Source organism: Microbacterium yannicii PS01, from assembly GCF_000304335.1.
Lineage (GTDB): Bacteria > Actinomycetota > Actinomycetes > Actinomycetales > Microbacteriaceae > Microbacterium > Microbacterium yannicii_A.
The window spans coordinates 77727-97719 of sequence record NZ_CAJF01000011.1; the positions used below are offsets into that span (position 1 = coordinate 77727).

A 19993-nucleotide genomic window follows, 5' to 3' on the forward strand; every position below is an offset into this window, starting at 1 on the left:
CTCGGCGGTTCACAATTCAGTCCCCGAACGCCCGAAGTCCGCGACACGCCGGGCCGGTGCGACTGCGGCTTTCAGCGAGACTGAATTGCGAACCGCCGTGCCGGATAGCCTGAGCCGGTGACCGCCTCCGAGCACCCGACCGAGCCGACGCTGCCGGTCGGCGTGGGTCCGTGGCCGGGAGGGCCCGATGCATGGCCCGACAACCCTCGCTACGACCCCGATCTGCTGGCCGAGGGCGATGCGCGCAACGTCATCGACCGCTACCGCTATTGGACGATGGAGGCCATCGTCGCCGACCTCGACACCCGCCGCCACCGCTTCCACGTGGCGATCGAGAACTGGCAGCACGACATGAACATCGGCTCGATCGTGCGCAGCGCCAACGCCTTCCTCGCCGCCGAGGTGCACATCATCGGCCGCCGCCGCTGGAACCGCCGTGGCGCGATGGTCACCGACCGCTACCAGCACGTCCGCCACCACGAGGACGTCGCCTCCTTCAAGACGTGGGCGGATGCCGCGGCCCTGCCGATCATCGCGATCGACAACGTCCCCGGCTCGGTGCCCCTGCAGCGCGCCGATCTGCCCGAGGGGTGCGTGCTGCTGTTCGGTCAGGAGGGGCCGGGGCTCTCGCCCGAGGCGGTCGCCGCGGCATCCGGCGTCGTCGAGATCACCCAGTACGGCTCGACCCGCTCGATCAACGCCAGCGCCGCGGGCGCCGTCGTCATGTACGAGTGGTGCCGCCGCTGGGCGTGAGCCCGCCCGGGTCTCAGACCTCGACGGTCATCCACGCGGCGCCGCGGACGCGGAGTCCGAGCGTGACCAGGCGCGCCAGCATATAGACGCCGAAGAACGCGACCGCGAGCCATGTCAGGCCCGCAGCGCCGGCCGGATGCAGCACGGCGACGAGCACGAGCACCGGAAGGAACGGCACCAGGTTCAGCACGCCGACGACGGCGAGGTACTTCGCGTCGCCCGCCCCGATGAGCACACCGTCGAGCACGAACACGATGCCGCACACCGGCTGTGCGACGGCGAGGACGATGAGCGCCGGCTGCACGAGGGCGGCGATCTCGGCATCGCCGGTGAAGAGCAGTCCGATCAAGCCCGACAGAGCGCCGATCACAACGCCCACGATGACGCCGAACCATGCGCCCCACGCCACCGTGCGGCCGAGCACGCGGCGCACCACATGCGTGTCGCGGGCGCCGAGCCCCTTGCCGACGAGCGCCTGCGCCGCGATCGCGAGCGCGTCGAGCGCGAACGCCGCCGTCGAGAAGATCGTGAACGCGACCTGCCAGCCGGCGAGCTCGTCGGTGCCGAGGCCCGTCGCGACCGCGACTGTCGCGAGCAGCGCCACGCGCAGCGACACCGTGCGGACGAAGAGCCAGCCTCCGGAGCGCGCCGACCCGCGCACGCCCTCGCGCTGAGGGCGGACGGATGCCTCGTGCCGCCGCGCGAGCCGAGCCACCACGACGACGTACGCGGCCACCATGCCCCACTGCGCGACCACGGTGCCCACCGCCGACCCTGCGATCCCCCAGCCGAGGCCGTAGATGAAGGCCCAGTTGAGAAGCGCGTTGGCTGCGAATCCGAGGCCGGCGATCCACAGCGGCGTCACGGTGTTCTGGAGTCCTCGCAGGAGTCCCGTCGCGGCGAAGACGACGAGCATCGCGGGCAGTCCCCACATCGAGATGCCGAGGTAGGTCTCGGCCTGTGCGGCGACGGCGGGCGAGGCGCCGAACAGACCCACCAGCAGCGGCGTCGCGAAGTATCCGGAGAGAGCGAGCACGGTGCCGATGCCCAGCGCCAGCCACATGCCGTCGATGCCGACCGAGACGGCCCGCGACGGATCACCGGCGCCGAAGCGCCGGGCGACCGCCGGCGTCGTCGAGTACGCGAGGAACACCATCAGGCCGACGATCGTCTGCAGCACCGCCGACGCGATGCCGAGGCCGGCGAGCGGCTCGATGCCGAGGTGTCCGACGAGGGCGGAGTCGACGATGAGGAAGAGCGGCTCGGCGACGAGGGCGCCCAGGGCCGGGACGGCGAGCCGCAGAATGTCACGGTTCAGCGTGTCTGGCGGGCTCGTCACCCTCCGAGCCTACGAGCCGGCGCACCCTCGGATCCGCAGGTGCGGAGATGCCGGGAGGCACGCCGGGTCGCGGCATCCGGAATCGGCGCGTCGGCCGAGACGTCCGCTCCTGCGGATCCGATTTCCGGTTGCGGGAGAGGGACCCAGCGCGGACGCCTATCCTGGACGCATGACCGACGCCCCCCGAACCGGTCTCGCGCTCGAGGAGCTCAGCGCCGAGATCCGCCCGCAGGACGATCTGTTCCGTCACGTCAACGGCGCGTGGCTGGAGCGGACCGAGATCCCCGAAGACAAGGCGCGGTGGGGCTCGTTCCACCTGATCGCCGAGCAGGCCGAGAAGGACGTCCACGCGATCGTCGAGGAGTCCCAGCAGGCGGAGCCCGGCACGGAGTCCCGCAAGATCGGCGACCTCTACACGAGCTTCATGGACACCGAGCGCATCGAGCAGCGCGGCGCCGGAGCCCTGACCGACGTCCTCGCTCGCGTGGACGCGATCGACAGCGTGCCGTCGTTCCTGCGCACGATCGGCGAGTTCGAGCGTGAGGGCGTCGCGGCGCTCGTGCATCTCTACATCGAGCCCGATCCCGGCAACCCGCAGCGCTACGTGCCCTTCTTCATCCAGGGCGGCCTCTCGCTTCCGGACGAGAGCTACTACCGCCTCGAGAACTTCGAGGCCACGCGCACCGCGTTCCGCGCCCACGTGCAGAAGATGCTGGAGCTCGCCGGTGTGCCCGGGGCCGAGGCATCCGCTGATCGCATCTTCGCGCTCGAGACCGAGCTGGCCACACACCATTGGGACAACGTCGCCAGCCGCGACGCGGTCAAGACCTACAACCTCTTGACGTGGGACGCCCTGCAGACGCTTGTCGGCCTGGACCTGGCGCCGTGGCTCGAGGGCGTCGCCCCGGATCACCCCGACGCGTTCGGCGAGGTGAACGTCTACCAGCCGAGCTTCTTCGAAGGACTGGGCGGGCTGCTGACCGAGGAGCGACTCGAGGACTGGAAGGCGTGGCTGCGCTTCGCCGTCGTGCACTCTGCCGCCGCGTTCCTGTCGGAGGAGTTCGTCGCCGAGAACTTCGCGTTCTACGGCACGCAGCTCACCGGAGTGCCGGTCAACCGCGAGCGCTGGAAGCGGGGCGTGAGTCTCACCGAGGCGGCCATGGGCGAGGCGATCGGCCGCGTGTACGTCGAGCGCCACTTCCCGCCGGCGGCGAAGGACGCGATGGACGAGCTCGTCGCGAACCTCATCGAGGCGTACCGCCAGTCGATCACCGACCTCGAGTGGATGAGTCCCGAGACGCGCGAGCGTGCGCTCGCCAAGCTCGACGCGTTCACGCCGAAGATCGGCTACCCGGTGAAGTGGAAGGACTACTCGGCGCTCGAGATCGACGCCGCCGACCTTCCCGGCAACGTGCGCCGCGCGCACGTGTGGGAGCACGACCGGCAGCTGGCGAAGGTCGGGCAGCCCATCGACCGCGACGAGTGGTACATGACCCCGCAGACGGTCAACGCGTACTACAACCCGCTGATGAACGAGATCGTCTTCCCCGCCGCGATCCTGCAGTACCCGTTCTTCGAGGCCGACCGCGACGCCGCGGCCAACTACGGCGGCATCGGCGCGGTCATCGGTCACGAGATCGGCCACGGCTTCGACGACCAGGGCAGCCGCTTCGACGGTGACGGATCGCTGCGGGACTGGTGGACCGACGCCGACCGCACCGCCTTCGAGGAGCGCACGAAGAACCTCATCGCCCAGTTCGATGCGCTCGTGCCGCGCGGTCTCGCCGACGAGCACCACGTCAACGGCGCCCTCACGATCGGCGAGAACATCGGCGACCTGGGCGGACTGGGCATCGCGATCAAGGCCTACGAGCTGCACCTCGCGAAGTCGGACCCCGACGGTGACCACGGGCCGGAGCTGGACGGGTTCACCGGCATCCAGCGCCTGCTGCTGAGCTGGGCGCAGATCTGGCAGCAGAAGGGGCGGGATGCCGAGACCATCCGCCTGCTGACGATCGATCCGCACTCGCCCAACGAGTTCCGCTGCAATCAGATCGTGCGCAACATCGATGCGTTCTACGATGCATTCGGAGTCACTGAGTCGGACGAGCTCTGGCTCGACGCCGAACAGCGCGTCACCATCTGGTGACTCGCGGCCCGTGGACCACCCATCCACCGGGCAAGCCGAACCGAGACCGAGACCACCTGGGATCCGATAACCGGAAGGACACCCGTGGGCACTGAGCCCAGAAGGGATGCCGAGTCGCTGCGGGGGGCACGACGAAGCACAGGACGACGACCACCGAGGAGGGTGGCGGCGGGCCGCCGATCGTTCACGTCGACGCTGAAGGCGCTCGACGACCTGGCCGCGTCCGGCGCGAAGATCTCGGTGCGCATCACCGACCTCGATCGGGGCACCTCGGTGCTCGCGGGGGACGACTTCGTCACCCTTCCGGTCGCAGGACTCGGGGTGGTGCCGCTGCTGATCGAGGTCGCCGCCGCGTTCGAGTCGGGGCAGCTGGAGCCGCTCGAGATCCTCGATCGCTCGCAGATCGAGACGGTCACCGTCGGCGGCGTGTGGCAGCACCTGAAAGCGCCGGCCCTGCCGCTGTCGGATCTCGCCGTGCTCACGGCGTCGACCGGCGACGCGCTGGCCGCGAACGCCCTGCTCTCGCGGGTGGGGCTGCCGGCGGTGCGGGCGCGCATCGAGCAGCTCGGGCTGACCCGCTCGGCGCTGCTGGATCGCTTCCGCGACGAGCGCGGCCCTGACGACGCGCCGCACTTCGCGCTGGGATCGGCCCGCGAGCTGGCCCAGGTGTTCGCGGCGCTGGTGAACTCCCAGATCGTCTCGCCGGGGGTCAGCGCTCAGGTCGCCGAGTGGCTGAGTCTCAACCACGACCTCTCGCTCGTCGCGTCGGCGACCGGACTCGACCCGTTCTCGCACGAGAACGACGAGCACGGGCTGCTCTTCATCAACAAGACCGGGCGGGATGCCGGCATCCGGGTCGAGGCGGGAGTGCTCGCCGGTCCTCGGGCCGGCGTCTCGTACGCGCTGATCGTCTGCTTCGACGACCTGTCGATCTACCACCGCATGCGCGCGCACGAGGCGTTCCGCACGCTCGGCGTCGAGCTCATGGAGTACGTGTTCTGACGGCGGTCCGGCGGGTGACTCCGGATGACGGCCTCACTCCCTCTGCGCAGAGGGATCGCGTACGATCGCAAGGGTGTCAACGCCGCCCTTCCGCGCCGATATCGTCGGCAGCTTCCTCCGTCCCGCCGCCCTCGCCGAAGCCCGCCGCCGGTTCGCCGACGGTCAGATCGATGCCGAAGCGCTGAAGGTCGCGGAAGACACCGCGATCGCCGAGCTCGTCGTCCAGGAGGCCGACGCGGGCCTGAAGCTCGCGACCGACGGCGAGTTCCGCCGCTCGTGGTGGCACTTCGACTTCTTCGGCCTGCTCGACGGCGTCGAGGTCGTCGAGCTCGATCACGGCATCCAGTTCCAGGGCGTGCAGACCCGCCCCCGCGGCCTCGAGATCAGCGGCAAGATCGGGTTCAGCGACACCCACCCGTTCCTCGACCACTTCCGCTCGCTGAAGAGCCTGCTGGAGCGCACGACAGGCGCGGTTCCGAAGTTCAGCATCCCCGCGCCCACCGTGCTCGACTTCCGGCTCGAGCCCGGCCACATCGCCGAGTCGGCGTACGACGGCCGCGACGCGATCGTCGACGACCTGGTCCAGGCGTACCGTGACGCCGTCTCCGCGTTCTACGACGCCGGCGCCCGCTACCTGCAGTTCGACGACACCGCGTGGGCCTATCTGTGCTCGGACGTCGAGCTCGAGAAGGCCCGTGACCGCGGCATCCGCACCGACGGCATCGCCGAGCGCTACGCGACGATCCTGAACCGCATCCTCGACGGCAAGCCCGACGACCTCGTCGTGACCACCCACGTCTGCCGCGGCAACTTCCGCTCGACGTGGATCTCGTCGGGCGGGTACGAGCCGGTGGCCGAGCAGCTGCTGGGCAACACCGCGTACGACGGCTACTTCCTCGAGTACGACTCGGAGCGCGCGGGTGGCTTCGAGCCGCTGCGCTTCCTGCCCGAGGGCGACAAGACGGTGGTGCTCGGCCTGATCACCTCCAAGAGCGGAGAGCTCGAGAACGTGGATGCCGTCAAGGCGCGCATCGACGAGGCCGCGAAGTTCGCTCCGCTCGAGCAGCTCGCGCTGAGCCCGCAGTGCGGCTTCGCCTCGACCGAGGAGGGCAACGTCCTCACGGAGGCCGAGCAGTGGGCCAAGGTGCGCGAGGTCGTCGACATCGCCGCCGACGTCTGGCGCTGACCCTCTCCCGGTCCCGAGCTTGTCCGTCCCTGAGCTTGTCGGTCCCTGACTCGTCGGTCCCTGAGCTTGTCGGTCCCTGAGCTTGTCGAAGGGCCGCCAGCGTCGGGTCGCTGAGTTTGTCCTAGGGCGCGCAGAGCCACGGTCCCTGAGCCTGTCGAAGGGCCGCCCAGATCCACGATCCCTGAGCCTGTCGAAGAGTCCTCCCCAAGCCTGCGGTCGCACCCGTTCCTCACAGAGGCATTCGGATGGCTTCGCGTCGACCCCTGGCTGTCCCACCATGTCGATCATGGCTTGGACCTACATCCTTCGCTGCGTTGACGGCAGCTTCTATACGGGCAGCACCGATAAGGATCTTGACGCGCGCGTCTGGGAACACAACAACGACGATGTCTTGGCCGCCAATTTCACGCGCAAGCGGCGGCCCGTCATCGTCGCCTACGCGGAGCATTTCGACAGCGTCGACCTGGCTTTCGCCCGCGAAGAGCAGCTTCAGGGCTGGGGACGGGCCAAGAAGACGGCTCTCATCGAAGGCAGAGGCTCGGATCTCCCGCGGCTGGCGCGGGCTCGGAGTGAGCCGCGAAGCGACTGAGGGTTTGGAGGGTGGGCGCTTCGACGGGCTCAGCGACCGGGTCGGGCGCTTCGGCGGGCTCAGCGACCGGGGTGGGCGGTTCGACTGGCGCTTCGACGGGCTCAGCGACCGGGTTGGGCGCTTCGACGGGCTCAACGTCGGGCTCGGTGGCCGGGGTGGGCGCTTCGGCGGGCTCAGTGACCGGGGTCAGTGGGCGGGGGCGTCGACGACGGGGGTGCCGTGGGTGTGGAAGGTCTCGATGGTCTTCATGCCCCACGCCTGTCCCTTCTTGCGCTCGGCCTCGCTCCACTCGACGACGGGCTGATCGGGGTCGAGCAGCAGCCGCGCACCCGCCTGGGCGAACTCGATGCGGTTGCCGCCGGGCTCCCACACGTACAGGAAGAACGTCTGGTTGATGGCGTGCTTGTGCGGTCCCGACTCGATGTGGATGTCGTTCTCCAAGAAGATGTCGGCGGCCTTGAGGATGTCTTCGCGGGTGTCGGGGGCGAACGCGATGTGGTGCAGGCGGTTGCCGTGCTTGGTCCAGTCGTCGGAGTACACGACGTCGTAGGACTTCAGTGAGAAGTGGAACCACCACGCGGCGAACTTCCCGGTGTCGAGCCGGATCCGCTCGGACTCGCGCATCCCGAGCGCCGTGGCGAGGAACTCGCCGTTCGCCTCGACGTCCTTCGCGAGGTAGTTGATGTGGTCCAGGCGCCGGGCGTTGACGCCGCGGCCGGGGAACCGCGACGCCTGGTTCTTCAGCGCCGGGCGGTCCTGGTCGCCGGCGACGTAGCGCTCGGTGTCGTAGTAGATGCCCATCGCGTGGCCGTCGGGGTCGCGGAACAGGAAGGTGCGGCCGGTCCCCACCTCGCCGTCGGCCCACCCCTCGCCGAGCCCGGCCTTCTCGATCGCCGCCACCCGGCGCTCCAGGGCTTCGTCGGACGAGGCCCGGAACGACGTGCGGCCCACTCCCGCGGCATCCGACCCCGTCAGCTTGATCGTGTACAGCTCGTACTCGTCCCACGTACGGAGGTAGACCGAGTCGCCCTCCTCGGCGACGACGCGCATCGCGAGCAGCTCCTCGAAGAACCAGCGACTTTCGTCGGGCTTCGGCGTGAGCAGCTCGACGTTGGCGAGGTGGGCGACGTCGAACGACGTGTGTGCGGTCATGAGGCGTCCTCTCTGACGGGGCTGACAGGGGTGTCGACGGACGGAGGCTGCTGCCCCGCGCTCCGCGGGAACACGAGGCCGTCGAACAGCTTGCGGGCGGTGCGCAGCGACGCCGAGGTCGCGCGCCAGGTTCCGTCGGCGTCGGGCGAGACGTGCACGCGCGCGGGGAAGTCGCCGCTCGGGTGCTCGATCGTGGTGACCTCGCCCGTGACGGGACCGGCGATCTCGGCGGCGATCGTGCCCGGCACCCGGACCGCGGCGGCCACGGATGCCGCCATCAGCACGCCGATGGACGTGTGGACGCGCGAGGGGATGAAGGCTCGGGTCGACAGCGCGCCGCCGGCGCGCGCCGGCGAGACGAGGATCATCTTCGGCACGGTCTGCGCGCGCACGTCGCCGAGTCCCATGCGGGGACCGGCCGCGAGCCGCACCTGCTCGATGCGCGCGCTCAGCTCGGCATCGGCTTCGAGGTCGGCGGGCGACTCGGTGCCGTCCACCCCGAGATCGTCGGCGCGGAGCACGGCCACCGGCATGCCGTTGTCGATCAGCGTGACGCGATGCCCGTCGATCTCGTCGACGACGCGGCCGGTCGGCAGCAGCGGCTTGTCGGGGCCGCCGCCCACCTCGAGGTGGATGGCCGAGGCGGTGCCCGGCACCCCGTCGATCGTCACCGCGTCGTCGGCGCCGTCGTAGTCGGGCAGGCCGTCGCTGGTGGTGAAGACGGAGGTCGCGATGTCGCCCGTGTTCAGCAGGCGGATGCGGACCGTCGTGCTCTCGCCGGTCGCCCGCACGAGCCCGCGCTCGACGGCGAACGGGCCCACGCCCGCGAGCAGGTTGCCGCAGGTCTGCGCCGTGCCCACGATCGGCTCCTCGATGCCGACCTGCAGGAAGAGATAGTCGACGTCGACGTCGTCGGCGGTCGAGGGCGCCACGACGGCGACCTTGCTCGTCAGCGGGTGGGCGCCGCCGATCCCGTCGATCTGACGCGGATCGGGTGAGCCCATGATGCGCAGCAGCAGGTCGTCGCGGGCGGCGGAGTCGGCCGGCAGGTCGGCGGCCAGGAAGTAGGCGCCCTTCGACGTCCCGCCGCGCATGAGCATGCACCGGATGCCGCGGCGCACGGCATCGGCCCCCTGCGGGTCAGCGGCGGCCATCGCTCTGGCCGGACCGGTGGTCGCGCTGGGCGACGTAGGTCACGCCGAGATCGGCCAGCAGCGGGCGCAGCCCTTTGCGATCGAGGCTCAGCTCGCCGCTGCGGTACGCCTGGCGGTCGGCCTCCTCCTTCTCGGCGCGCGCGTCGGAAGCGGCGAGGGCTGCGGGGGCGTCCAGGCGCGGAACCCGGAGCACGCCGTCGTCGTCGGCCACGATGACATCGCCGGGGCTCACGGCGACGCCCCCGACGACGATCGGGACGTTCACCGAGCCGGGTGTCGCCTTGACCGTGCCCTGCGCGTGGACGGCGGCCGACCACACCGGGAATCCCATGGCGCGCAGCTCGGCGACGTCGCGCACGCCCGTCGTCGTCACCAGTCCTCGCACGCCCCGGGCCTGCAGGGCCGTGGCGAACAACTCGCCGAAGGCACCGTCGACCGAGGGCGATGTCGTCGTGACGACGAGCACGTCTCCCTCTTCGCACTGCTCGACGGCGGCATGGATCATGAGGTTGTCGCCCGGCCAGCTCAGCACGGTGACGGCGCTTCCCGCGATGCGGGCGCCGTCCTGGATGGGGCGGATGCCGGCGCCGACCAGACCGGTTCGGCCCATGGCCTCGTGCACGGTCGCGACTCCGTGACCGCCGAGCGATGCGGCGGTCGCGGCATCCGCTCGTTCGATGTCGGTGACGACAGTGCTCATAGATCTCCACCCCGCTCGATCGAGGCTCTGCCGAGCGTCATGCCAGCACGTCCGTCACCTGTGGCAGGTGCCGCATGTACGCCTCGCCCATCGTCTCGTGCGCGAGGCCGAGGTTCGGTCCCGCATTGCGCTTGACCTGCACCCCGCGGCGCACCGCGAGGTCTGTGTAGTACGACCACATGTGCTTCTGCGCGGGCAGGCACTCCATCGCGGCCCGCTTGCGCGGGAAGGCGTCGGTGATGTCGAGCAGGACGTTCGGCGTGAAGTCGCACTGCTCGGGCTGGTGCGGCTCGAAGAAGAAGACCGGGGGAGCGCCGATGATCTCGTCGGCGGTGGGAAAGGTGCCGTCGGAGTTCGCGACGCCGATGGCCTGCGCCAGGATGCGGGCCTCGAGGGCCATGCGCGCCGCGGCGGGGTGGTCGCCGTTGTACGGGTCGCGCAGCGTGTGGGTGAGGACCACCGTCGGCTGCACGCGGCGGTAGACGTCGACGAGACGGGCCACGGCTTCGCGCGACTCCACCAGCGGGTAGTCGCCGAGGTCGAGGAACTCGATCTCGGCACCCAGAGCGGATGCCGCGGCCTCGGCCTCGCCGCGACGGATGGCCTTGATCTCGTCGAGGCCCTTGCCCTGCAGCCACTGGCTCGCGGATTCGCCGCGCTCGCCGTACGAGAGGCAGACGACGACGGCGCGTTCGCCGCGCATGGTCGCGGCGGCGATGGCGCCGCCGGCGCGCCACACGAAGTCGCCGGCATGGGCGCTCACGACCAGGAGGGCGTCCGTGCCGGGGGCGGAGTCGGGCGTCTGTGCCATGCCGCCAGCGAACCACAGGTCTGGCGCAATGGTCAAGATTCTGTCTACAATCTTGGCGACGGAGATATCCCTCTGTACATAGGTATCGCCGATCCGTACGCTCAGTCGTTCAGACATACCCGAAGACAAGGAAGTCGAGGAGACCCATGGCCGAGAACCTCCAGGAGCTGCTGGACGAGTCCGGAAACGCCGTCGAGCTGCTGCGCAACTCGCAGCTCGGCACGTACATCTACCCGGTGGTCCCCGCGGAGTTCTCCAACTGGAGACGCGAGCAGAAGGCCTGGCGCGACGCAGCCGTGCTCTACGACCAGTCGCACCACATGGTCAACTTCTTCATGTCGGGTCCCGATGCGCTGAAGCTGCTGAGCGACACCGGCATCAACTCGTTCGCGAACTTCCCGGTCGACACCGCGAAGCAGTTCGTGCCGACCGCCTCGAACGGCGGCGTGATCGGCGACGGCATCCTGTTCCACGAGGCAGAGAACGACTACGTCTACGTCGGGCGCGCTCCCGGTGCGAACTGGCTGCAGTTCCACGCCGAGACTGGTGGCTACGACGTCGAGACGCGCTACGACGACCGCTCGCCGTCGCGCCCGTACGGGGCTGCGGTGAACCGCGAGTACTACCGCTTCCAGATCCAGGGTCCGAGCGCCTGGGCCATCATCGAGAAGCTCGCCGGCGGCACCGTCGACAAGGTCAAATTCTTCCACATGGGTCACATGACGATCGCCGGCGAGCAGGTGCGCACGCTGCGCCACGGCATGGCGGGCGCGCCCGGGCTGGAGCTGTGGGGGCCGTACGCGCAGCACGGCAGGATCCGCGACGCCATCCTCGAGGCGGGTCGCGAGTTCGGCATCGAGCCGTGCGGCTCGCGGGCGTACTCGTCCAACACGCTCGAGTCCGGCTGGATCCCGTCCCCGCTGCCGGCGATCTACTCCAGCGAGGGGGAGCGGGCATACCGCGAGTGGCTGCCGGCCAACAGCTACGAGGCGATCAACGCGTTGGCCGGATCCTTCGTGTCCCAGAGCATCGAGGACTACTACCTCAACCCGTGGGAGCTCGGCTACGGGTCGTTCGTCAAGTTCGACCACGACTTCATCGGCCGCGACGCGCTCGAGCAGATCGATCCGCAGCAGCAGCGCAAGAAGGTCACGCTCGCGTGGAACGACGAGGACCTCGCCAAGATCCTGACCTCGGTCATCGACCGGGAGGGCCCCGGCTATCAGTTCTTCGACCTGCCGAACGCCAACTACGGCTCGTCGAACTACGACGCCGTCATCGACGCCGACGGCAGCCACGTGGGCCTGTCCCTCTTCACGGGAGTGACGGCCAACGAGCGGCGCGGACTGTCACTGGCCACGGTCGATCACGACGTGCCGATCGGCGCCGAGGTGCGCGTGGTGTGGGGAGAGCCCGACGGCGGCTCGGGCAAGGCCACAGTGGAGCCGCACGAGCAGATCGCCGTGCGTGCCGTGGTCAGCCCGGTGCCGTACGCCGTGACGGCCCGCACCGAGTACCACGGCGGCTGGCGCACCAGCGGCGCGGCCTGAGCGTCGTGGTCGCAGGTACCTGAGCGGAATCTCGGTCGCTGATCCAGATCGGACCTCGGTCCCTGAGCCTGAACGAACCTCGGTCCCTGAGCCTGTCGAAGGGCGCCTCGACAAGCTCAGCGACCACGGGGCTCAGCGGGCGCTTCGACAAGCTCAGCGACCACTGGGCTGAGCCTGTCGAAGGGCGGGCGGTCCCGGTCCCTGAGCCTGTCGAAGGGCGGGCGGTCTCGGTCCCTGAACCTGTCGAAGGGCGCTTCGACAAGCTCAGCGACCACGGGGGCTCAGCGGCGCTTCGACAAGCTCAGCGACAACTGGGCTGAGCCTGTCGAAGGGCGCTGATTGCGGTCCCTGAGCGTGTCGATGGGCGCGCTGCGTCGCGCATCGCCCGGCGCAGAATGAGACCATTCTCATCAACAGGATTGTTAACGATATTGGGTGTGATCGGTTCTAGGCTCGGCCACGGGGTCGAGTGCGGCCCCGCAGCGAACTCAGCGAGGAGTTGTCATGCGAAGGAGAATCACCATCACGGCGGCGCTAGGAGCGGTCCTGCTCGGCGCCAGCGTGCTGACGGCAGGCGCCGGTGCCGCCGCATCACCTAACGGAAACCGGCCGGGCATCACGGAACAGAAGTGCGCGGCGCTGGCAGACTTCACGGTTTCGGAGCGCAAGATCGATCTGCCCACGACGGGCGCCGACATCACGAGTGCCACATGGGTGGGCGACGGGGGCGGACAGTGCCGCGTCGTCGGCGACATCCATCCGGTCGATCCCGAAGCGCCGCCGATCGAGTTCCAGGTCAATCTGCCGGCCGACTGGAACAAGCGGGCACTGCAGATGGGCGGTGGCGGCTATAACGGCAGCCTCGTGACGGGGCTCGACCCCTATCGGCTGCAGCCGGCGGGGCAGCCGACGCCCCTCGAGCAGGGGTTCGTGACGCTCGGCTCGGATGGCGGTCACAAGGGAGCGGGCTTCGACTCGTCGTTCGGACTGAACGACGAAGCGCTCGTGAACTACGGGACCGACTCCATCAAGAAGACCCACGACGTCGCGATGGCGATCATCAAGGAGACGTACCGGAAGACGCCGCGCTACTTCTACTTCATCGGCTTCTCGCAGGGCGGCCACGAGGCGATCAACGCGGCCGGTCTGTACCCGAAGGACTATGACGGCGTCGTCGCCGGCACCCCGGCGTACAACGTCGCGATGATGCATGCGGGCATCGGCGGCACCTTCCGCGACATCCTCTATCGCGATGGCGGGGTCGGCTGGCTCAATCCCGCGAAGACGCAGCTGATCGTGCAGTCCGTCTACGACACGTGCGACGGGCTCGACGGACTCGAGGACGGAGTCATCGCCGATACCGCCGGCTGTCTCGAGGCATTCGACCCGCTGACCCTCCGCTGCCCGGACGGCGTGGACACCGGCGACACCTGCCTGTCGGACGAGCAGATCGCGACCGCGGACGCCATCGCGAGCGAGCACGACCTCGGCTTCCCGATCGAGGGCAACAGCATCGTCCCGGCGAGCCCCATCTATTACGGCGGCACCTATGACCGCTTCACCCTCGGCACGGTGCCGCAGCCGGCGCATCCCGCGAGCGGCCAGGAGGCGTTCCACTATTCGGTGCTGAGCGCCATCGCCACGAACATCGTGACCCGCGACCCGGGCTACGACGTGCGCAGCTTCGACCTGGACCAGTGGTCGGAGCGCATCCAGGAGGTCGGTGAGGTGCTCGACAGCACCGAGGTCGACCTGTCGAAGTTCGCCCAACGCGGCGGCAAGATGATCCTGACGACGGGTCTCGCCGACGACGGCGTGCTCCCTGAGAACACACGCGCCTTCTACGAGCGCCAGGTCGCGGCGTTCTCCGAGAGAAAGCTGGACAGGTTCCTGCGCTATTACGAGATGCCGGGCTTCTCGCACGGGTTCGGGCCGTTCTCGGCGACGTACGACGCGCTTCCGGCACTGATGGATTGGGTCGAGGAGCGCGAGGCGCCGGAGCAGCTCGTCATGATCGACGCGAATGCCGCGACGGCGGGACGCACGCGTCCGATGTGCGAGTACCCCGCATGGCCTCAGTTCACCGGTACCGATCCGAGCGACGCGGCGAGCTTCACCTGCGTGGTGGGCTGACGGGCGTACGGATGCCTCGGCTCGGCGGATCTGCCGGGCCGAGGCACCCCCGCAGGCTGAGGGGCGGGTACTCCGGTCCCTGAGCCTGTCGAAGGGCGGGCGGTCTCGGTCCCTGAGCCTGTCGAAGGGCGCTTCGACAAGCTCAGCGACCACGGGACTGAGCCTGTCGAAGGGCGGGTGGTCCCGGTCCCTGGGCCTGTCGAAGGGCGCTTCGACAAGCTCAGCGACCACGGGACTGAGCCTGTCGGAGGGCGGGCGGTCCCGGTCCCTGGGCCTGTCGAAGGGCGGGCGGTCCCGGTCCCTGAGCCTGTCGAAGGGCGCTTCGACAAGCTCAGCGACCACTGGGCTCAGTGACCACTGGGCTCAGTGACCACTGGGCTCAGTGACCACTGGGCTCAGCGACCACCGGGACTCAGCGACGACGGGCTAGCGACCACCGGGGGCTCAGCGACCCGGCGGCGGACCCTCGGGGGCGAGGCGCTCGAGCCAGGCGAGGGTGGCGCGGGTCATGTCGGCGGGCTGGCCCGTGGCTTCGATCTCGGTGAGGGCTGCGCGCACCTCGTGCACCCGGCGCCCCGCGTGCGCGTGCGTGCCCTCGACGAGGCGGTGCACGAGCGCGTCGCCTTCGGGCCCGAGCTCGTCCGCGATCTGCGCGTGAAGCCACTCCTCCGCGCCGGCGGCGCGTGCCGCGCCCAGTCCCTCGATCACGAGGGTCGCGAGACCCTTCATGAAGACGCTCCGCAGCAGGCGCAGCCGCGCCGCCTCGCCCGCGGCCGCGTCGAGCACCGCGATCGGCACCCCGAACGGCGCGAGTCTTTCACCGAGTGCGCGCGCCCCGGTCCCGCTCACCAGAAGGGGAGTGCGATGCCCGGCACGTGCGACCGGCGCCAGCACCGCGGCATCGGCCATCAGCAGTCCCTGGCCCGCGGCGAACTCGGCGATCTCCTCCTTCATCGCGGGCGACCCCGAGTTCAGATCCGCGTACACCGCCCCATCGCGCACGTGGGGGAGGGCGCTTCGTGCGACGGATGCCGCGGCATGGCCGCTCACGAGACTCAGCACGACCTCGGCCCCGGCCAGCGCCTCGGCGAGGTCGGCGGACTGCGCGACCCCCGGCGCGTTCAGCCAGTGGTGCGGGTCGTAGCCGCGCACCACGGCGCCCGCGCCGGCGAGCCCCTGCGCGTAGAGGCGGCCTGCCTCGCCGAGACCGAGGATCGCGATCGTCGTCATGGCGCGTCCACCGCGGAGCCGCGCGAGAGCGAGGCCGCGGCATCCGGAATCGTTCCGGAGTGATGCGGATCGGGCTCGAGGCTCTCGAAGTACTCCAGAGAGCGGCGCGATCCGCTGACCAGCGAGCGGATGCCATGCGTGCGCTCGTCGACATCGGGCCGATACGCCACCGCGAGATCGCGGGCGATGCCGGCGGCGGCGCGGCGCAGCAGCTCGATGTGAGGGAGAGGCGACGTGCCGTCGTTGGGGACGACGACGCCGATGGCGGCGTAGACGGAGCCGCCCGGGCCCATGACCGGCACTGCGATGCCGCGCGACTCGAGGTGGATGTGTCCCTCGGTCACCGCATGCCCCTCGGTGCGGACGAGGCGCAGTCGTGCGCGCAGCTCGGCCGCCGTGCGGATCGTGTTCTCGGTGTAGACGCGCAGGCCGTGCGCGAGCACATCCGAGAGCACGCCGGGATCGGCGTGGGCCAGCAGCACCAGCCCGCTCGACGACACGTGCAGCGGCGTGCGGCCTCCGATGAGGGTGGCGTTGACGACGGCGTCGCGCGTCGACATCCGGTCGATGAAGAGCACATCCCGGCCGCTGAGCACGCCCAGCTGCGTGTGCTGGCGCACCCGCTCGTGCACCGCGCCCAGCCACGGCCGCGCGATCTCGCGAAGGCCGAGCGCCCCCGGGGTGCGGCTGGCGAACTCCCACAGCCGCACCCCGAGGCGATACGTCCGGTCGGGCAAGCGCTCGAGCAGTCCCTCGCGCTCAAGCTCGGTGATGAGCCGGTGCGCCGTCGACGGGGCCAGCCCGGCAGCCTCGGCGATCTCGCTCAGGGTCAGGAACGGATGCCACGCGTCGAAGCTCTCGAGCACGCGCAGGTGCCGGTGCAGGACCGATTCCCCTGCTGATCCTCGTGCCACGGCATCCTCCTCATCGAGTGGGCGCCATGCTACCGCGATTCCGTTGAACGGAACCCTTCGACGGCTCAGGGATCTCGACGGGCTCGGGGGCCCTTCGACAGGCTCAGGGACCTCCACGGGCTCGGGGACCCTTCGACAGGCTCAGGGGCCTCGGGCTCGGACCCTCGGGTCAGCCGTTCGCGCGATAGACCGTTCGCGCGTAGTCGTGGTACGGGGCAGGGGCGACGGTGGCGCGGATGCGCACCTGGCGGTGCTGGGCGTCGACCGAGTCCTTGCGCGAGATCGGATCCTCTCCCCACACCACCTCCACCTGCGCGCCCTCCTCGATGTCGGCGTCGAGGGTCGCGAGCGACATGTAGAGCTGGTCGTATGCCACGTAGCCGGCATCCGTCGAGATGCCGACGGGCCGGCCGTCCTGCTCGATCGCATCCATCTGGTACAACCCGTACCGGGCCTTGGGGAAGTCGAGGAACTTCGCCGGGACGCCCGGCTCCACCTGCGAGCGGACCACGGCGGCGACGTCGTCGGAGTTCCAGATCAGCGTCACCTTGCGGCGGCGCTGATTCTCGGCGTGCTTCTCGAGAGCGGCGCGGCCGTGGAAGTCATGGTCGAACCGGACCGAGCGGCCGAGCCCGATGTCGAACGGCGTCATGTAGAAGTCGTGCACGTCGTCGGAGTGGAGCGACCCGGCGACCGAGCCGATGCGGGCGGCCGGCAGCCACTCGCGGTACTCGGCGAAGTCGTCGTTGAAGACGGCCGGGAACGGCGTCGGCACCCAGCCGGACTCGAGCGGCGACGACGAGTACGCCTTCGCCCCGACACGGCGGATGTCGTGCTCGGCGCCGGCCTCCATCAGAGCCTCGAGCACGACCTCGTTGTCTTCCCAGGGGCCGTAGAACTCGAAGCCGGGCTGCCCGGCCATGCCGTGCCGGAGCGCCTTGACGGGCCGGCCGGCGATCTCGACGTCGCCGATGTGGAAGAACTTGATCTCCGGTGCGGGACCGCCGAAGACCTTCTCCATGACGATGTCGGCCTTCGGCCCCTGCAGCTCGTAGCGGTAGAACGTCGGCGGGCCCTGCCGCATGTGCGAGTTCGCCTCGAGCCGGTAGCGCACATCGCGGCCTTCGGCCTGCGCCTTCTCGACGTTGAACCGCACCCAGTCGATGAGGATGTGGTGCCCGATGAGCACGAGGCCCTCGGGACCCTCGGCGTTGTAGAACAGGATGCCGTCGCCGATGAGGTAGCCGTCCTGGTTCACCGAGATCAGCTGCTTGGCGACGCCGGGCCGGAACGTCGTGAACGTGTTGGGCGAGATCGAGCTGAGGAGCGGGATCAGGTCGGCGCCGTCGAGGAAGAGCTGGGTCATGTGGTGGGACTGGTCCATCAGGGCGACGGTCGTGTTCCATGCCCGCTGCTCGTCACGCCAGTTGGTGAACTCGGGCGCCACGGGAAACGTGAACGCCGGCCAGTTCTGGTTGCGCAGCAGCTCCACGGGGCTGCCCGCGCGCTCGATCGCCTCGGCGAGCGACTCGCTCTTCGTCGTCGTCTGCGTGCCTGTCTCGGTCATCGTCGACCCTCCTGTCGGTTCGCCGCCATGCTAGGCAGGCCGGTGGCGCCCGCCGGAATTCTTTCCGTTCATGCGAAACAGATGCCCCGGTCGCCAGCCTCGCGGGCCCACAATCTCAGGAGTGGTCGCCGCGGCGTCCGGCGCAGAACATCACGATCGAAGAACTGCTCGCAGTTCTCAAACCAAAATCGTTGACAATCTGCGTGGACATCCGTAGCGTCCCACCAGAGGGGGAACTCGAACCCCGGATGATGCACACCGACGCAAGGACGCGGGAGGCGGGCGATGGGCGCGCAACTGACGGTCAGCGATGTCAGCCTTCACTTCGGCGGCGTCAAGGTTCTGCAAGAGGTGTCGTTCGACGTCACCGCGGGCCAGATCTTCGGACTGGTCGGCCCCAACGGCGCGGGCAAGACCTCGCTGTTCAACTGCATCAGCGGCCACTACAAGCCCAGCGCGGGCTCGATCCTGATCGACGAGGCGGAGGTCAGCGGTGCCCGACCGGCCACGCTCGCGCGCCACGGCCTGGCCCGAACGTTCCAGCATCCCGCGCTTCAGCTGCGTGAGACGGTGCTCGAGAACGTCCTCCTCGGTGCGCACAGCCGTCTGCCCGGCGGTCCTGTGGAATGGGCGGTGCGGATGCCGCGCACGACGCGCGCCGAGAAGGAGCTGCGTGACGAGGCCCTGGCCCTGCTCGAAGCGCACGGGCTGGCGTGGGCGGCTCGGATGCGCGCCGACCAGCTGTCGCACGGGCTGCACAAGGGCGTCGAGCTCTGCCGAGCGCTGCTGATGAAGCCGCGACTGCTCCTGCTGGACGAGCCGGCTGCCGGCCTTCCCCATTCGGAGGTGGAGCAGCTGATCGAGACGGTGCGACGGGTCCGGGATGCCGACATCACCGTGATCATCGTCGAGCACAACATGGGTCTCATCTCGGCGCTGACAGACCGCGTCATGGTGCTCGATCACGGACGCAAGCTCATGGAGGGCACCGCTGCGGAGGCGCAGGCCGATCCCCGGGTGATCGAGGCCTACATCGGGAAGGACGTCGCCGATGACGCTGCTTGAGGTCGCCGACCTCACCGCGTCCTACGGACCGGTGCAGGTGCTCGAGAGCGTCTCGCTGACGGTCCCCGATGGGGGAGCGGTCGGCATCCTCGGTGCGAACGGCGCGGGCAAGACGACGACGCTCCGCGCGATCTCGGGCACGGTCCGCTCGACCGGCACGCTGCGGTTCGACGGCAAGGACCTGCGCGGTCTGCGGCCCGATCAGGTCGCGGGGCTCGGGATCGCCCACGTCCCAGAGGGACGAGGGACGCTGTCGGACCTGACCGTGCGCGAGAACCTCAAGGTCGGCGCCTACCGGCGCAAGGATCGCAAGGGCATCGCCGCCGACATCGACTACTGCCTCGACCTGTTCCCGCAGCTGCAGGAGCGCATCCGCTCGAACGGCTCGGCGCTGTCCGGCGGCGAGCAGCAGATGCTGGCGGTGGCGCGGGCGATCATGGCCAAACCCCGCCTCATGATGCTCGACGAGGCCTCACTCGGCCTCGCGCCCAGCACGGCGCGCGCGGTGTACGCGGCCATCGGCCGCCTGCGCCGCGAGTCGGGAATCGCGATGCTCGTCGTCGAGCAGAACGCCAACCTCGCGTTCTCGCTGGTCGACACCGCCACCGTGCTCGAGACCGGCCGGAGCGTGCTCACCGGCACCTCTGCCGAGCTGCGGGGCATGGACGAGATCCGCCGCGCGTACCTGGGAGGCTGACG

Annotated in this window: 17 protein-coding genes; 9 read left to right on the top strand and 8 right to left on the bottom strand. The window is 69.7% G+C overall.

What is annotated here, in order from left to right; translation table 11 throughout:
• Positions 1-117 precede the first annotated feature (117 nt).
• Complete coding sequence (locus WYM_RS08365; RefSeq protein ID WP_019180381.1) at positions 118-753, top strand: TrmH family RNA methyltransferase; 636 nt, start codon at positions 118-120, stop codon at positions 751-753.
• Positions 754-766: 13 nt separating this feature from the next.
• Here the strand turns inward: WYM_RS08365 and WYM_RS08370 are convergent, their stop codons facing one another.
• Positions 767-2092, bottom strand: coding sequence for an MATE family efflux transporter (locus tag WYM_RS08370; protein WP_019180382.1), 1326 nt, complete (start codon positions 2090-2092; stop codon positions 767-769).
• A gap of 169 nt (positions 2093-2261) precedes the next feature.
• Between WYM_RS08370 and WYM_RS08375 the strand changes: the two genes are divergently transcribed.
• The 4 genes from WYM_RS08375 (at position 2262) to WYM_RS08390 (ending at position 7018) form a co-directional block, all read left to right on the top strand.
• Positions 2262-4241, top strand: a complete 1980-nt coding sequence (locus WYM_RS08375; RefSeq protein ID WP_019180383.1) for a M13 family metallopeptidase — start codon at positions 2262-2264, stop codon at positions 4239-4241.
• Between the two features lie 162 nt (positions 4242-4403).
• Complete coding sequence (locus WYM_RS08380) at positions 4404-5243, top strand: serine hydrolase (RefSeq protein WP_019180384.1); 840 nt, start codon at positions 4404-4406, stop codon at positions 5241-5243.
• 73 nt (positions 5244-5316) lie between these two features.
• Positions 5317-6429 carry a 5-methyltetrahydropteroyltriglutamate--homocysteine S-methyltransferase gene (locus WYM_RS08385; protein WP_019180385.1) on the top strand — a complete coding sequence of 371 codons (1113 nt, stop codon included), beginning with the start codon at positions 5317-5319 and terminating at the stop codon, positions 6427-6429.
• 286 nt (positions 6430-6715) lie between these two features.
• Positions 6716-7018, top strand: a complete 303-nt coding sequence (locus WYM_RS08390; RefSeq protein ID WP_040569197.1) for a GIY-YIG nuclease family protein — start codon at positions 6716-6718, stop codon at positions 7016-7018.
• Between the two features lie 186 nt (positions 7019-7204).
• Here WYM_RS08390 and WYM_RS08395 read toward each other — a convergent pair whose 3' ends face one another.
• The 4 genes from WYM_RS08395 to WYM_RS08410 are packed head-to-tail and all read right to left on the bottom strand — an operon-like array spanning position 7205 to position 10835.
• Positions 7205-8170: a VOC family protein gene (locus WYM_RS08395; protein ID WP_019180387.1), complete on the bottom strand. Its 966-nt coding sequence runs from the start codon at positions 8168-8170 to the stop codon at positions 7205-7207.
• The gene (locus WYM_RS08400) at positions 8167-9324 is read right to left on the bottom strand and encodes a 4-oxalomesaconate tautomerase (RefSeq protein WP_019180388.1); all 1158 of its coding nucleotides are present in this window, start codon (positions 9322-9324) and stop codon (positions 8167-8169) included. Before WYM_RS08400 ends, WYM_RS08395 begins: the two co-directional genes overlap by 4 nt.
• The gene (locus WYM_RS08405; RefSeq protein WP_019180389.1) at positions 9311-10024 is read right to left on the bottom strand and encodes a 4-carboxy-4-hydroxy-2-oxoadipate aldolase/oxaloacetate decarboxylase; all 714 of its coding nucleotides are present in this window, start codon (positions 10022-10024) and stop codon (positions 9311-9313) included. Before WYM_RS08405 ends, WYM_RS08400 begins: the two co-directional genes overlap by 14 nt.
• A 37-nt stretch (positions 10025-10061) precedes the next feature.
• Complete coding sequence (locus tag WYM_RS08410; RefSeq protein ID WP_019180390.1) at positions 10062-10835, bottom strand: PIG-L deacetylase family protein; 774 nt, start codon at positions 10833-10835, stop codon at positions 10062-10064.
• A 146-nt stretch (positions 10836-10981) separates the two neighbouring features.
• Here WYM_RS08410 and ligM point away from each other — a divergent pair, with 146 nt between their 5' ends.
• Both ligM and WYM_RS08420 read left to right on the top strand, forming a co-directional pair.
• Complete coding sequence (gene ligM, locus WYM_RS08415) at positions 10982-12385, top strand: vanillate/3-O-methylgallate O-demethylase (RefSeq protein ID WP_019180391.1); 1404 nt, start codon at positions 10982-10984, stop codon at positions 12383-12385.
• A 504-nt stretch (positions 12386-12889) separates the two neighbouring features.
• On the top strand, positions 12890-14518 hold the full coding sequence (locus WYM_RS08420) for a tannase/feruloyl esterase family alpha/beta hydrolase (RefSeq protein WP_019180392.1): 1629 nt from the start codon (positions 12890-12892) through the stop codon (positions 14516-14518).
• Between the two features lie 444 nt (positions 14519-14962).
• Here the strand turns inward: WYM_RS08420 and WYM_RS08425 are convergent, their stop codons facing one another.
• From WYM_RS08425 to WYM_RS08435, 3 genes are all read right to left on the bottom strand, one after another.
• Positions 14963-15748 (bottom strand): NAD(P)-dependent oxidoreductase, encoded by a 786-nt coding sequence (locus WYM_RS08425; protein ID WP_019180393.1) that lies wholly within the window; start codon positions 15746-15748, stop codon positions 14963-14965.
• Positions 15745-16662, bottom strand: coding sequence for an IclR family transcriptional regulator (locus tag WYM_RS19710; RefSeq protein WP_019180394.1), 918 nt, complete (start codon positions 16660-16662; stop codon positions 15745-15747). The genes WYM_RS08425 and WYM_RS19710 overlap by 4 nt, the downstream gene beginning before the upstream one ends.
• Before the next feature lie 169 nt (positions 16663-16831).
• Complete coding sequence (locus tag WYM_RS08435; protein ID WP_019180395.1) at positions 16832-18229, bottom strand: aminomethyltransferase family protein; 1398 nt, start codon at positions 18227-18229, stop codon at positions 16832-16834.
• Between the two features lie 285 nt (positions 18230-18514).
• Here WYM_RS08435 and WYM_RS08440 point away from each other — a divergent pair, with 285 nt between their 5' ends.
• Complete coding sequence (locus tag WYM_RS08440) at positions 18515-19294, top strand: ABC transporter ATP-binding protein (protein ID WP_019180396.1); 780 nt, start codon at positions 18515-18517, stop codon at positions 19292-19294.
• Positions 19281-19991 carry an ABC transporter ATP-binding protein gene (locus WYM_RS08445; RefSeq protein ID WP_019180397.1) on the top strand — a complete coding sequence of 237 codons (711 nt, stop codon included), beginning with the start codon at positions 19281-19283 and terminating at the stop codon, positions 19989-19991. The genes WYM_RS08440 and WYM_RS08445 overlap by 14 nt, the downstream gene beginning before the upstream one ends.
• The last annotated feature ends 2 nt before the right edge of the window (positions 19992-19993 follow it).

Excerpts from the sequence above, each read along its gene's own strand:
- WYM_RS08375 (WP_019180383.1), top strand. The coding sequence starts at position 2,262 with ATGACCGACGCCCCCCGAACCGGTCTCGCGCTCGAGGAGCTCAGCGCC.
- WYM_RS08400 (WP_019180388.1), bottom strand. The coding sequence starts at position 9,324 with ATGGCCGCCGCTGACCCGCAGGGGGCCGATGCCGTGCGCCGCGGCATC.
- ligM (WP_019180391.1), top strand. The coding sequence starts at position 10,982 with ATGGCCGAGAACCTCCAGGAGCTGCTGGACGAGTCCGGAAACGCCGTC.
- WYM_RS08405 (WP_019180389.1), bottom strand. The coding sequence starts at position 10,024 with ATGAGCACTGTCGTCACCGACATCGAACGAGCGGATGCCGCGACCGCC.
- WYM_RS08390 (WP_040569197.1), top strand. The coding sequence starts at position 6,716 with ATGGCTTGGACCTACATCCTTCGCTGCGTTGACGGCAGCTTCTATACG.
- WYM_RS08440 (WP_019180396.1), top strand. The coding sequence starts at position 18,515 with ATGGGCGCGCAACTGACGGTCAGCGATGTCAGCCTTCACTTCGGCGGC.
- WYM_RS08420 (WP_019180392.1), top strand. The coding sequence starts at position 12,890 with ATGCGAAGGAGAATCACCATCACGGCGGCGCTAGGAGCGGTCCTGCTC.
- WYM_RS08395 (WP_019180387.1), bottom strand. The coding sequence starts at position 8,170 with ATGACCGCACACACGTCGTTCGACGTCGCCCACCTCGCCAACGTCGAG.
- WYM_RS08445 (WP_019180397.1), top strand. The coding sequence starts at position 19,281 with ATGACGCTGCTTGAGGTCGCCGACCTCACCGCGTCCTACGGACCGGTG.
- WYM_RS08435 (WP_019180395.1), bottom strand. The coding sequence starts at position 18,229 with ATGACCGAGACAGGCACGCAGACGACGACGAAGAGCGAGTCGCTCGCC.
- WYM_RS08410 (WP_019180390.1), bottom strand. The coding sequence starts at position 10,835 with ATGGCACAGACGCCCGACTCCGCCCCCGGCACGGACGCCCTCCTGGTC.
- WYM_RS08425 (WP_019180393.1), bottom strand. The coding sequence starts at position 15,748 with ATGACGACGATCGCGATCCTCGGTCTCGGCGAGGCAGGCCGCCTCTAC.